The sequence below is a fragment of the Caballeronia sordidicola genome (assembly GCF_000729995.1).
Taxonomy (GTDB): domain Bacteria; phylum Pseudomonadota; class Gammaproteobacteria; order Burkholderiales; family Burkholderiaceae; genus Caballeronia; species Caballeronia sordidicola_A.
Genome location: NZ_JNFG01000204.1, coordinates 35,041 through 48,457 on the forward strand (window position 1 = coordinate 35,041; position 13,417 = coordinate 48,457).

9 protein-coding genes are annotated in these 13,417 nt (G+C 59.0%); 7 read left to right on the top strand and 2 right to left on the bottom strand.

Features of this window, described 5'->3' with window-relative positions:
* Positions 1-26 precede the first annotated feature (26 nt).
* From putA to FH08_RS0142805, 4 genes are all read left to right on the top strand, one after another.
* Entirely contained in the window at positions 27-3,959 is a 3,933-nt protein-coding gene (gene putA / locus FH08_RS0142790; protein ID WP_031364248.1) for a trifunctional transcriptional regulator/proline dehydrogenase/L-glutamate gamma-semialdehyde dehydrogenase, read from the top strand.
* A 94-nt stretch (positions 3,960-4,053) separates the two neighbouring features.
* Complete coding sequence (locus FH08_RS0142795; RefSeq protein ID WP_031364249.1) at positions 4,054-5,202, top strand: branched-chain amino acid ABC transporter substrate-binding protein; 1,149 nt, start codon at positions 4,054-4,056, stop codon at positions 5,200-5,202.
* A gap of 165 nt (positions 5,203-5,367) precedes the next feature.
* Positions 5,368-6,576, top strand: coding sequence for an AAA family ATPase (locus FH08_RS0142800; RefSeq protein ID WP_031364250.1), 1,209 nt, complete (start codon positions 5,368-5,370; stop codon positions 6,574-6,576).
* A gap of 2 nt (positions 6,577-6,578) precedes the next feature.
* Positions 6,579-7,190, top strand: coding sequence for a DUF4276 family protein (locus FH08_RS0142805; protein WP_031364251.1), 612 nt, complete (start codon positions 6,579-6,581; stop codon positions 7,188-7,190).
* Positions 7,191-7,311: 121 nt separating this feature from the next.
* On the opposite strand, the gene FH08_RS0142810 is transcribed toward FH08_RS0142805, so the two are convergent.
* Positions 7,312-9,003 carry an AMP-binding protein gene (locus FH08_RS0142810; protein ID WP_031364252.1) on the bottom strand — a complete coding sequence of 564 codons (1,692 nt, stop codon included), beginning with the start codon at positions 9,001-9,003 and terminating at the stop codon, positions 7,312-7,314.
* 123 nt (positions 9,004-9,126) lie between these two features.
* Positions 9,127-10,833 carry a thiamine pyrophosphate-binding protein gene (locus FH08_RS0142815; RefSeq protein WP_031364253.1) on the bottom strand — a complete coding sequence of 569 codons (1,707 nt, stop codon included), beginning with the start codon at positions 10,831-10,833 and terminating at the stop codon, positions 9,127-9,129.
* 469 nt (positions 10,834-11,302) lie between these two features.
* Here FH08_RS0142815 and FH08_RS54550 point away from each other — a divergent pair, with 469 nt between their 5' ends.
* The 3 genes from FH08_RS54550 (at position 11,303) to FH08_RS49845 (ending at position 12,993) form a co-directional block, all read left to right on the top strand.
* Positions 11,303-11,827: a PAAR domain-containing protein gene (locus FH08_RS54550; protein ID WP_035568698.1), complete on the top strand. Its 525-nt coding sequence runs from the start codon at positions 11,303-11,305 to the stop codon at positions 11,825-11,827.
* Positions 11,828-11,849: 22 nt separating this feature from the next.
* Positions 11,850-12,524, top strand: coding sequence for a M35 family metallo-endopeptidase (locus tag FH08_RS0142825; RefSeq protein ID WP_081889774.1), 675 nt, complete (start codon positions 11,850-11,852; stop codon positions 12,522-12,524).
* Between the two features lie 160 nt (positions 12,525-12,684).
* The gene (locus tag FH08_RS49845) at positions 12,685-12,993 is read left to right on the top strand and encodes a hypothetical protein (RefSeq protein ID WP_051888962.1); all 309 of its coding nucleotides are present in this window, start codon (positions 12,685-12,687) and stop codon (positions 12,991-12,993) included.
* Positions 12,994-13,417: the final 424 nt, after the last annotated feature.

Below are 13,417 nucleotides of genomic sequence, written 5' to 3' on the forward strand. Positions count from 1 at the left end.
GTTCCGATTCCGGCAAGGACGGATATATGGCTAGCACCACCTTGGGCGTTAAAGTCGACGATCTGCTGCGCACCCGCCTGAGAGACGCCGCTACGCGGCTCGAGCGGACCCCGCACTGGCTCATCAAGCAAGCCATCTTCGCGTATCTCGAACGCATCGAACATGGACAGTTGCCGCCGGAACTGTCCGGTGCAATCGGTTCGGGCGATACGCTGGAATCCTCGGTGCACGCCGACTCCGAAGAAGACGGCGCGCCGCATCCCTTCCTCGATTTCGCCCAGAACGTGCAACCGCAATCGGTACTGCGCGCCGCGATCACGGCTGCGTACCGGCGTCCGGAACCGGAGTGCGTGCCGTTCCTGATCGGCCAGGCGCGGCTGTCCGGCAGCGTCGCCAGCGAAACGAATTCCATGGCGACGAAACTCGTCGAAGCGCTGCGCAAGAAACAGACGGGCGGCGGTGTCGAAGGCCTGATCCACGAGTTTTCGCTGTCCAGCCAGGAAGGCGTCGCGCTGATGTGTCTCGCGGAAGCCTTGCTGCGCATTCCCGACCGCGCCACGCGCGACGCGCTGATCCGCGACAAAGTCAGCAAGGGCGACTGGCGCTCGCACATGGGCCAGGCGCCGTCGCTGTTCGTGAACGCGGCGACGTGGGGCCTGATGATCACCGGCAAGCTGGTGACGACGAATAGCGAAGCCGGGTTGTCATCGGCGTTGACGCGCCTGATTGGCCGCGGCGGTGAACCGCTGATCCGCAAGGGCGTCGATATGGCCATGCGCCTGATGGGCGAGCAATTCGTCACGGGCGAGACGATTTCGGAAGCGCTGGCTAACAGCCGCAAGTTCGAAGCGCGCGGCTTCCGCTATTCCTACGACATGCTCGGCGAAGCGGCGACGACCGAAGAAGATGCGGTTCGCTATTACGCGTCGTACGAACAGGCGATTCACGCGATCGGCAAGGCTGCCGGATCGCGCGGCATTTATGAAGGCCCGGGGATTTCCATCAAGTTGTCCGCGCTGCATCCGCGTTACTCGCGCTCGCAGCAGGAACGCACGATGACCGAGTTGCTGCCGCGCGTGAAAGCGCTGGCGCTGCTCGCGAGGCGTTACGACATTGGCCTGAACATCGATGCGGAAGAAGCCGACCGGCTGGAAATTTCGCTCGATCTGCTCGAAGCGCTGTGCTTCGATCCGGAATTGGCCGGCTGGAACGGCATCGGTTTCGTGGTGCAGGCTTATCAAAAGCGCTGCCCGTTTGTTATCGATTATTTGATCGATCTGGCACGTCGCAGCCGTCATCGGATTATGGTTCGACTGGTTAAAGGCGCGTACTGGGATTCGGAAATCAAGCGCGCGCAAGTGGATGGCCTCGAAGGTTATCCGGTCTATACGCGCAAGATTTATACGGACATCTCGTACGTGGCCTGCGCGAAGAAATTGCTCGGCGCGCCCGATGCCGTGTACCCGCAATTCGCCACGCACAACGCGTTCACGCTGTCGGCGATCTATCACCTTGCCGGGGGGAATTATTACCCCGGGCAGTACGAGTTCCAGTGCCTGCACGGCATGGGCGAACCGCTGTACGAAGAAGTCACCGGGCGCGACAAGCTCAACCGGCCGTGTCGCGTGTATGCGCCGGTTGGTACGCACGAAACGCTGCTCGCGTATCTCGTGCGGCGCTTGCTTGAGAACGGCGCGAATACGTCGTTCGTGAACCGTATCGCCGATAAAACGATTCCGGTCAGCGAGCTTGTACAGGATCCTATCGACGAAGCGTCCAAGCTCACGCCGCTCGGTCTGCCGCACGCGAAGATCGCGCTGCCGCGTCAGTTGTTCGGCAGCGAGCGCCTCAATTCGATGGGCTTCGATCTGTCGAATGAGCATCGGCTGGCGTCGTTGTCGTCGGCATTGCTTGCGAGCGCGAATCATCCTTGGCGCGCGGCTCCGATGCTTGAGGCCGCTGACGTAGTGGAAGGCGTTGCGCGCGATGTTCGCAACCCCGCCGACTTGCGCGACCTCGTGGGAACAGTGGTTGAAGCGACATCGGAACAAGTGGCATTGGCTATATCAAACGCCGTCGCCGCCGCGCCGATCTGGCAATCAACGCCCGTCGATGAACGCGCCGATTGCCTCGCCCGCGCAGCCGATCTGCTCGAAGCGCAGATGCATACGCTGATGGGTCTCGTCGTGCGCGAAGCGGGTAAATCGCTGGCGAATGCGGTGTCGGAGATTCGTGAGGCTATCGATTTCCTGCGTTATTACTCGGCGCAGATCCGCAGCGAGTTTTCCAATGATACGCACCGTCCGCTCGGCCCCGTGGTTTGCATCAGCCCATGGAACTTCCCGCTCGCGATCTTCATTGGACAAGTTGCGGCCGCGCTCGCTGCGGGCAATACGGTGCTCGCAAAGCCGGCCGAACAGACGCCGCTGATCGCCGCGCAAGCCGTGCGCATTCTGCGCGAAGCCGGCGTGCCGCCGGGCGCGGTGCAAGTGCTGCCGGGCACTGGTGAAACCGTGGGCGCGGCGCTGGTTGCCGATCCGCGCACGCGTGCCGTGATGTTCACCGGTTCGACGGAAGTCGCCCGCCTGATCAACAAGACTTTGTCCGAACGCCTCGACCCGGATGGCCGGCCGATTCCGCTGATCGCGGAGACGGGTGGGCAAAACTCGATGATCGTCGATTCATCGGCGTTGGCTGAGCAAGTAGTCGCGGACGTGCTGCAATCGTCCTTCGATTCCGCCGGCCAACGCTGTTCGGCGCTGCGTGTGTTGTGCCTGCAGGACGACGTCGCGGATCGCACGCTCGAAATGCTCACGGGCGCGATGCGGCAACTCGCGATGGGCAATCCCGACCGCCTTTCCACTGATGTCGGTCCCGTGATCGATGCCGAAGCGAAGCAAAGCATCGACGCGCACATTGCATCGATGCGCGAGAAGGGCCGCAACGTCGTGCAATTGCCCATGCCCGATGGCTGCGCACAAGGCACATTCGTCCCGCCGACGCTGATCGAACTGGATTCCATCGACGAGTTGAAACGCGAGGTCTTCGGCCCGGTACTTCACGTAGTGCGGTATCGCCGGGCGCATCTTGATAAACTGCTCGACCAAATCAAGGCGACGGGTTACGGGCTTACGCTCGGGATCCATACGCGTATCGATGAAACCATCGCGCATGTGGTCAGCCGGGCGCACGTGGGGAACATCTATGTGAACCGGAACGTGATTGGCGCGGTGGTCGGCGTGCAGCCGTTCGGCGGCGAAGGTTTGTCGGGCACGGGACCGAAAGCCGGCGGCGCGCTGTATTTGCAGCGGCTGCTTGCCAAGCGGCCCACGGGCTTGCCCAAATCGCTGGAAAGCGCGCTGATCGTGGATCAAACGGCTGCGAACGAAACGCCGGCCGCGCTGACGGCGTTGCGCGACTGGGCGATTGCCGAGCGTGATCCGCAAACGGCTGCGCGTTGCGACGGCCATTTGCAGCACGTGATGGCCGGCGCGACCGCCGTGCTGGCCGGTCCGACCGGCGAGCGCAACACCTACACGCTCGGCGCACGCGGCACGGTGCTGTGCGTGGCATCGACGGCAAGCGGCGCTCGCGCGCAACTCGCCGCAGCGCTCGCCACAGGCAACAAAGCGCTGTTTTCCGGCGCGGCGGGTGAACAACTCGTGGCGGCGTTGCCGGCGTCGATCAAGCCGTATGCATCGACGCGCAAGAGCACGGATGCGGCCTTCGATGCGGTCTTGTTCGAAGGCGACAGCGACGAATTGATGGCGTTGGTGAAGGATGTCGCGAAACGCCCGGGACCGATCGTTTCGGTGCAAGGTGTGCCGGCGGGAGCATTCGCCGACGACGCTCACGACGGCGAGCAGGAATACGCGCTCGAACGGTTGCTGACGGAACGCTCGGTGAGCGTGAACACGGCGGCCGCGGGCGGCAATGCGAATTTGATGACGATCGGCTGAGCTGTATTCAGCACGGCGGATTGGCTCAAACAAACGGCAGCAAGCACGGCGATCCCGGCACACGCTGCCACTTACATGGGAATCAGGAGAGTTTATGGATTACACGATGAAGAAGCTGGCAGCAGCAATGCTGGTCGCCGGTCTGTCGGTTGCTGCAACAGCTCAGGCTCAAACCGCTGAAGACGTGAAGGTAGGATTCGCCGGCCCGATGACCGGCGCGCAAGCGCACTACGGCAAGGATTTCCAGAACGGCGTGGTGCTCGCGGTTGAAGATTTCAACGCGACCAAGCCCGTGATCGGCGGCAAGCCGATTCGCATCGTGCTCGATTCCGCTGATGACCAGGCCGACCCGCGCACCGGCACGACCGTCGCTCAAAAACTTGTCGATGACAACGTCAAGGGCATGCTCGGTCACTTCAATTCGGGCACGACGATCCCCGCTTCGCGCATCTACGCGAACGCCGGCATTCCCGAAATCGCGATGGCAACCGCGCCGGAATACACGACACAAGGTTACAAGACCGCATTCCGCATGATGACCTCCGATACGCAGCAAGGTTCGGTGGCCGGCGAGTTCGCGGTGAAGACGTTGAAGATGAAGAAGATTGCGATTGTCGATGACCGCACGGCTTATGGCCAAGGTCTCGCCGACCAGTTCGAGAAGGCCGCGAAGGCATCGGGCGCGACGATCGTGGATCGGGAATACGCCAACGACAAGGCTGTCGACTTCAAGGCAATCCTGACCAAGCTCAAGTCGATGAATCCGGACCTCGTGTACTACGGCGGCGCCGATTCGCAAGCTGGGCCGATGGTCAAGCAGATGAAGACGCTGGGCCTGCGCGCGCCGTTGATGGCGGGCGAAATGGTCAAGACCGACACGTTCCTGAAGATCGCCGGCACTGCGGCCGACGGCACGGTGGCATCGCTGGCTGGTTTGCCGCTCGATGAAATGCCGGGCGGCGCGGCTTACGTCGCGAAGTACAAGGCGCGCTTCAACGAAGACGTGCAAACGTACTCGCCGTACGCGTACGACGGCGCAATGGCCATGTTCACCGCGATGAAGACCGCGAACTCGACCGATCCGGCGAAGTACTTGCCGTTGCTCGCTAAGACCGACATGCCGGGCGTGACGTCGAAGCAACTCGCGTATGACTCGAAGGGCGATCTGAAGAACGGCGGCATCACGCTGTACAAGGTTGTTGATGGTAAGTGGGCGACGCTGCAAAGCGTGGGTGGGAAGTAAGGTTTGGTTTGACGTTGTGAAGGTGTTGCAAGCCCCGCATGCGCTCCGCGCTGCGGGGCTTTTTCATAGTGGAGGAGCGTTCGAACGCTAGAATGTCTGCAGGACTTTCAACGTCACATGCGAATACACTGTCGCCATCGTCGTGCGAACCGGATCAATCACCAGATGTCATCCACAATTTTCCTGAGTCGCGTTGTACTGCGGAACTACAAGAGCATTGCTGCATGCGATGTGGCTTTGGGTCCGTTGACGTTTCTGGTGGGCGCGAATGGCTCCGGCAAAAGCAACTTCCTGGACGCGCTGCATTTAGTTCGCGATGCGCTGACCGGCTCTCTGGACAACGCAATCAGCGAGCGCGGCGGACTGAACGAAGTCAGGCGGCGTTCCGCCGGCCATCCAACGCACTTTGGAATTCGACTCGAGTTCACGTTGCGGTCGGGACAGAAAGGCAGGTATGCGTTTGAAGTGGGGGCATTGACGAATGGGGCTCTTGAAGTACGAAGAGAGGAGTGTGTTCTTGATGTGAATGGCAAGAAGGCTTTCTTCCGTCTTGAGCGAGGCAAGCTTACCCACACGAGCGAAGCGGCTTTCCCTGCCGTGACTAGTGATCGATTGGCCTTGGTCAGTGCATCCGGTCTGGAGGTATTTCGTCCGGTGCACGAAGCATTAGCCTCCATGGGTTTTTATAACCTGAACCCGAAGGTTATTCGTGAGCTGCAAAAACCGCAAGACGGACGCTTGCTCAAGTCGTCCGGCGAAAACATCGCAAGCGTGATTGGCCATCTGGAGCGAACATCTCCTGCTTCGATGCAGTTGATACAAGAGTATTTCACGGCAGTGGTTCCCTCGGTTCACGGAGTTGAACGCCTTGCGATCGATCCGATGGAGTCTTTAGCATTTCAGCAAGACATGGGAGGAGGAAAACGGTCGTGGCAATTTCGCGCACACAACATGTCCGACGGAACGCTGCGAGCCCTTGGCGTGCTGACGGCGTTGTTCCAGAGGAACGTCGACTACGCGCCATCGCTTATCGGCATTGAAGAGCCGGAAACCGCTTTACATCCTGCTGCCGCAGCGGCTCTTCGCGAAGCACTAAAGCGTGCTTCTGGAGAGAGCCAGATCATTGTCACGAGCCATAGCCCGGATCTGCTCGACGATTTCGAAATTGCTGAGGATGCCATTCTTGCAGTCGCGTCCACTGCTGGGCAGACGTACATCACCCCTCTCGACGTAGCATCGAGAGAGACCATAAGAGAGCACCTTTTCTCTGCGGGCGAATTATTACGCCTCAATCAGCTAAGCCCCGATCCGACCATCGTCGAAAATCAGGCATCGAAACAACGGCAACCTGATCTTTTCGGCGAAGGCAATTGAACATGATGCGTGTGGTCTCGATCGTCGAAGGGGATGGGGAAGTACAAGCATTACCGATTCTTCTGCGCCGACTAAATGGTTGGCTCACACCGGAGGCTTTCGCCACCATTGAGCCGCCCATCCGGGTTCATCGGGATAAATTCATTCGACGTGTCGATGAGTTCAATCGAATCCTCTTGCTCGCGGCAAAAAAGTGCACGGACAACGGCTGGATCCTGATTCTGCTCGATGCCGACGACGATTGCCCCGTTGAGATGGCAGAGGAGATTCGACGGAGAGCACGCGAGGTCATACCTCACCGATCCATCAGCGTCGTCCTCGCAAATCGGGAATTCGAAGCATGGTTCATGGCTGCAGCGCGCTCGTTAATCGGATGTCGGAACTTCCACTGGGATTCGCCCGACCCAGCACCGGCTAACAGCGAAACCTTGAGAAACGCCAAGGGATGGCTCGCTGAGCGGATGGGCGGTCAGGGTTATCACGAAACGCTGGACCAGCCCAAGTTCGCTAGTGCCTTCGACATGGAGTTTGCTCAGATGCAAAGCCGCTCTTTCAGAAAACTGTGTGAGGACTGGAGCGCCTGCGTTGCACAGGTCGGCCGGTATTCAGGGTAAAGCGGTGAGGCGCCTTCACACGCATTGGTGTCATCGCGGCGGCGCAAAGGAACGCTTTACACGGGGACGGTGATATCGCTTCGGGCGGAAGTCGCCAGACACAACTTCCGCCAGGCCATATTTATTCCGCGAAATCCTCTTCCCAGTATTCATTCTCCCGGCGCGCATCGCCGCCTCGCGCTTCTTCAGTTTTCCTTAGCTCCACGCGACGAATCTTGCCCGAGATGGTCTTCGGCAATTCATAAAACTCGATGCGTCGAATGCGCTTGTACGCAGCCAGTTTCTGCGCGGCGAACTTGAGGATTTCGCCGGCGGTTTCCTTCGTCGGTTCATAACCCTTGCGCAACGCGACGAACGCCTTCGGCACTGATAAACGCAGCGCATCCGGACTCGGAACAATGGCCGCTTCGCCCACCGCCGGATGTTCGATCAGCACGCTTTCCAATTCGAACGGGCTGATGCGGTAATCGGCTGCCTTGAAGACATCGTCGGAGCGGCCTACGTAGGTGAAGTAACCGTCGTCGTCGATGGATGCTACGTCGCCCGTACGATAGTGGCCGCCGCGCATGGCATCCTGCGTCTTCGACGGATCGTCCACGTATCCGTCCATCAAACCCAGCGGTTTCGGGTCGAGGATCAGCGCGAGTTCACCTTCCTTCGCGGGGTTATCGTCGTGATCGAGCAGCGTGATGCGGTAACCGGGGAGTGGCCTGCCCATCGATCCAGGCTTCATCGGTTGGCTCGGCGAATTCGCGATCAGCGCCGTGGTTTCGGTCTGGCCGAAACCATCGCGTAACGTGAGGTTCCAGGCCTTTTTCACGCGTTCGATAATCTCGGGATTCAACGGTTCGCCCGCGCCCACGACTTCGCGCAAGTGCACCTCATAGGCCGATAAATCCTCCTGGATCATCATGCGCCAGACGGTCGGCGGCGCGCACAGCGTGGTGATCTGATGCTTGACGAGCGTCTCCAGCGTGGCCTTTGCGCTGAAGCGCGACGTGTTATGGATGAACACGGTCGCGCCCGCGTTCCACGGGGCGAAGACACAACTCCATGCGTGTTTTGCCCAGCCGGGCGAGCTGATGTTGAGATGGACATCGCCGGGCTTCAACCCGATCCAGTACATGGTCGATAGATGTCCCACCGGATAACTCTGATGGCTGTGCAGCACGAGCTTTGGGCGACTTGTCGTGCCGCTCGTGAAATACAGCAGCAGCGGATCGGTCGCAAGGGTCCTGCCTTCGGGCTCGAACGAGGGGCTTTCGTTAAACGCATCGGCGAAGTTTAGCCAGCCTTCGGATAACGAAGCGCTCTGCGGGATAGCTACGGCAATGCGGGTTTTGTCTTTATCGATGGCATCGAACTTCGCCGTTTCACTCGATGCCACGATCACATGCTTCACTTCACCGCGCGTCATGCGGTCGGCTATGTCCGCCGGCGTCAGCAACATGGTCGCCGGAATGGTGACGGCGCCGAGTTTCATCGCGGCGAGCATGGTTTCCCAGAGCGCCGGCTGGTTCGGCAGCATCAGCAAGATCCGGTCGCCTCGCTGGACGCCTTGCTGCTTCAACCAGTTGGCCAACTGATTCGATCTCGCCGATAACTCCGCGAACGAGAGCTTCGTTTCGTCTCCGTTCTCCTCGACTATCCAGAGCGCCGGTGCAAGATTGCTGCGTGCGTATTCATCGAACCAGTCGAGCGCCCAGTTGAACTCCATCAGTTCGGGCCACGCGAAGTCTCTGTACGCGGTGTCGTAGTCGTCGCGATGACGTAGCAGGAAATCTCTTGCCTGCAGGAATGCTTGCGATGCCATGGTCTTGCGTCTCCTGGGTTTTGTTCGCTTATGCGTGAGCCTTGATCTGGCTTTTGCTCGCGGGTCTTTGTAAAACCCGCTTGTGCACGAATGTCTGTGGCCGCCACGGTGCGTGGCCGGCGTTCACTTCTGCCGCAACTTCTCCCCTTGCTGCCTCACCTGATCCAACGTTGCCGCCGGGGTGCTCGCATCTTGCGGAATCCTTATTTCTATCACCGATGGCAATCCCGTTTTCACCGCGCGCTCGAATGCGGGCATGAATTGCGCGGTCGATTCCACGAGTTCGCCGTGCGCTCCAAATGCGCGCGCGTAGGCCGCGAAGTCGGGGTTCGTCAGCGCGGTGCCATGTACACGGTTTGGATAGTGGCGCTCTTGATGCATACGGATCGTGCCGTATTGCTGGTTGTTCACCACCACGAAAATCACCGCGAGCTGGTACTGCATTGCCGTGGCCAGCTCCTGGCTCGACATCATGAAGCATCCATCGCCTGCAAATGCCACCACGACCCGGTCCGGATACAGCGACTTCGCCGCGATCGCTGCGGGTACGCCGTAACCCATCGCGCCGCTTGTCGGCGCAACCTGCGACCGGAAATGCCGATATGCATAGTGCCGATGCAACCAGGTCGCATAATTCCCGGCACCATTCGTCACGATGGCATCGGCGGGAAGATGTTCGCTGAGTTGCTCCATGATTTCGCCGAGCTGGACATCGCCGAGCATGGGACGCGGTTTGCGCCACGCGAGATACGCTTCATGGGCTGCTTCAATAGCCCCGCTCCATGTAATGGCTACGGGTGGCTTGAGTGCTACCAACGCCGACACCATCTCCGGCATGCCGGAAACAATCGGCAGATCCGCCGAATACACGCGCCCTAGTTCTTCCGCGCCTTGGTGCACGTGGATCAGCGTTTGTTTCGTCTTGGGGATATCGAGCAACGTGTAACCGCCGGTTGTCGACTCACCCATGCGGGGGCCGAGGATCAGCAGCAAGTCGGCTTCGCGAATGCGTGCGGCGAGGGCGGGATTGATCCCGAGGCCGACATCGCCGGCGTAGTTCGGATGGTTGTTGTCCAGCGTGTCCTGAAAGCGGAATGCGCAGCCGACCGGCAACTGCCATGCTTCCACGAAGCGCGCGAAATCTGCCGTGGCTTCCGGCGTCCAGCCGCTGCCTCCAGCAATCACAAACGGTTTCTTCGATGCGGCGAGCATCTCGGTCAACCGGGCAATCTGCGCGGGCGCTGGCGATGCTGCCACACGCTGATAGCGCGGCGCGCCCGGCACGGCTTCGCATGCGTCGCTCAGCACGTCTTCCGGCAAGGCGAGCACGACCGGTCCCGGCCGGCCAGAGGTTGCAATGTGGAATGCGTGGCTCAGATATTCGGGGATGCGTCGCGGATCGTCGATTTGGGCGACCCACTTTGCCATTTGCCCGAACATGCGGCGATAGTCGATTTCCTGAAATGCCTCGCGGTCCATGTGTTCGCGTGCGCACTGGCCGATGAGCAGGATCATCGGCGTGGAATCCTGGAATGCCGTATGGACGCCAATCGATGCGTGGGTCGCGCCCGGGCCGCGCGTAACAAGCGCCACACCGGGGCGGCCGGTCAGTTTGCCTACCGCTTCGGCCATGTTTGCCGCGGCGGCTTCGTGGCGGCACACGATGGTCTGGATGCGGCTGGTTTCATCGTGGAGGGAATCCAGGATGGCGAGGAAGCTTTCGCCGGGTACGCAGAAGACGCGTTCGACGCCGTGAGTGAGGAGTGCATCGACGACCAGGCGTGCGCCCGTGGTCGAAAGGGTGTTGGAGGACGGGACAGCAGATGTCATGCGATGAAATCTCCCAGAAGGTTTCGCGCTAGCCGCAACGGGCAGGGGATTTCATAGCTTACGCTTGGGCGGGGAGATGGCGCTAGGGAGGGGTTTTGCTGGTTCTGATTGGTCTACTGGTTTTTTGAGGGATGTCGACGGGCCGGTGCCGATTATTGGCGATTGTTTTCGCGCGTAGCGCGGCGTGTCCGTGGGTTTGTTTCCGTCACTGGCAGTGAGGCGAGAAAAACCCATTGCCCCACCTTTTTTCTATCCCGCCTGAGGTCGATGGGATTTGAACGATTACGCAGTTGCGCACCCGCCGCCGCATTCGTGGCGCAAAAAACGATTCGTCAAATCCAGGCGCCCTCGTCCGCACCGTCGTTCGAATTCCTAGTCATTCAATTTTCAACTTGAGACTCGTCCAATTGACTCTTAATCGCTGTTCTCGATAAAACCATCTTGAACGGTCAAAAAAGGAATCGAGACGATGAGACGATACAACATCAAGTTGCACGACAAAACGACGAGTGGCGCGTTCGTCACCGAGGGTGAGCCAACAGCGACACATCACGGAACTCCTCTGGCGTTTATCGGCGCTGCAATTTATTGCCCGACGTGCAAATCGGCGGGAGTTATCGTCGCGTCGGGGCCGCGTTTGTCGGTGTCATTCAGAGGCAAACAGGCAGCTTTGGAAAACGATCTTGGCATGTGCAAGTGTCGCCCCGCGCCCCGATTGATCGCATCTCAATCGACCATGTCCCAAAGCCTTGATGAGAAAACGCTCGCTGCGCAGGGATATACGGCAATGGGCGTTCCGTTCTTGCGCCACCACGACGAACAAATTACGTTGCGCGACCGTAGCACGCGGCGAGTGTTGGCGAATGTCCAGTATCGATTGAAAGACAGTTCCAGCGTGATCGCAAGCGGGAGGACAGATGTGAACGGACGGACTGAACGAATCGCGACGGATATATCGCAACACCTCACCATCGAAATTGTTCCCTCACATTAATCCGAAAATTCGACATTGAGAGATGCACATGCCAGAAGAAAATTGGGTCGAAGTAGGAACGGCAACGACGAACCGCATTCCCGATTCGAACGTCGACATTTTTCTTGACCTCGACGCACCGCCCATCTGCCCGAACATGACGGACGTTGAGTTTCGAAAGAGCGTGCTCGTGTTGACAAAAAAGGCGGTCTTGCTAGTCGAAAAAAGAATAATGGAGGTAGGTGGTTGGGACGCCAGGGCGCAAGAGCGAGTCTACGATCACTTCGGCACGAAGGACGAATCGGTGCGTCAGCGTCTGATCACTTGCCTTCCTCGATTGCGCAAAGTCCTGGACGATCTGGGGCCAAGGAATTTCGTGCGTGTGAGCGAAGATTTGATTAGGCATCTTGGCTGCACGCCAAGCAACAAGAACGTTAACGATGAGCTTGCGAGCGTCTGCGGCCCTAACACGGCAACGCATACGATCTGCATTGCGCCGAAATTCTGCACCACGCGTGAATACGATATGTACGGTGACTCGCAGCTTGCAACGATCGTGCATGAGGCGTCGCACTTTCACGACACGTTCTCCAGTGAAGACATTATTTACACGATGACCAGCTATCAAAAGATATGGGCAAAAGAGCATTCAGACCGGGCCATCAATAACGCTGACAACATTGCGGGGTACATAGTTTATGGTGAAGATATCAAGTAAGGCACTCGTGGCGCTCGTCTTGGGCACGTCGATACTTCCCGCGATTGCTTGTACCGGCCCACAAAATCAGCGCACGGAACAATTTACCGTTCACTTTGAACGAAACTCTTCGACGTTACGGTCGGATTCGATACTTCGCTTAGCAAACTGGTCTGCTGAGATGAAAATCAAGTATCCGATTCGTCTGTGGCTTAGTGTCGTGGGGATGGCTGCGCCGGATGAAAAGAATGCCAACAGCGTGGCCGAACAACGAGCTGCCAACGTTAAGGACATGGCCGATCTATTTGGTATGGGCACAACCGCCTCGGAGGTCAAAAGCTACGTCAACTCGCGTCATGAGGCGGATATGAGCGGCGACCACGGGGCAGTAGTTCTAATCGACATGAATCCCGGTTGTCCGAATGACTGCTGCGACGGCATCACTGCACCTAATGGTGAGACATCAGGTCTACCCCAAATGACACGTTAGCGATTATGCAAGCTTGTATCCGAACCGGCGGACGCACGAATCCTCGCGCCATTGTGCGACTGGCGGGTATGTGCTTTTAATGCGGAGAGCCTCGCGTGGTATGTGCTACGCGCTGACTAGCGCAGTGCTGTGCTACACGTCGAGTTATGCCGTGGCGTGCAGCTTAGGTTTGCAGATGTCAGCAAAGATGCCCAGGAACTCTGCCGAAATGACGAATGCGGATCGCATACGTTTGGCAAACCTAACTATTAACGTACGCACCCTGCCAATGCGCAGCGATGCAATCATCTATGGCTATGCCTTCGCGGGAGAGCATGCCCCCGCCTCGCTAGCAAGCCAAAGGGCGCAGACCGTTGCGCAATTTCTTACTCAAATGGGCGTCGCTGCAGACCTGATACACGTTGAGAGCAGCATAGTTGCGTCG

Coding starts and splice junctions, on each gene's coding strand:
- FH08_RS0142805 (WP_031364251.1), top strand. CDS start 6,579: ATGATGCGTGTGGTCTCGATCGTCGAAGGGGATGGGGAAGTACAAGCA.
- FH08_RS0142795 (WP_031364249.1), top strand. CDS start 4,054: ATGGATTACACGATGAAGAAGCTGGCAGCAGCAATGCTGGTCGCCGGT.
- FH08_RS54550 (WP_035568698.1), top strand. CDS start 11,303: ATGAGACGATACAACATCAAGTTGCACGACAAAACGACGAGTGGCGCG.
- putA (WP_031364248.1), top strand. CDS start 27: ATGGCTAGCACCACCTTGGGCGTTAAAGTCGACGATCTGCTGCGCACC.
- FH08_RS0142825 (WP_081889774.1), top strand. CDS start 11,850: ATGCACATGCCAGAAGAAAATTGGGTCGAAGTAGGAACGGCAACGACG.
- FH08_RS0142815 (WP_031364253.1), bottom strand. CDS start 10,833: ATGACATCTGCTGTCCCGTCCTCCAACACCCTTTCGACCACGGGCGCA.
- FH08_RS49845 (WP_051888962.1), top strand. CDS start 12,685: ATGAAAATCAAGTATCCGATTCGTCTGTGGCTTAGTGTCGTGGGGATG.
- FH08_RS0142800 (WP_031364250.1), top strand. CDS start 5,368: ATGTCATCCACAATTTTCCTGAGTCGCGTTGTACTGCGGAACTACAAG.
- FH08_RS0142810 (WP_031364252.1), bottom strand. CDS start 9,003: ATGGCATCGCAAGCATTCCTGCAGGCAAGAGATTTCCTGCTACGTCAT.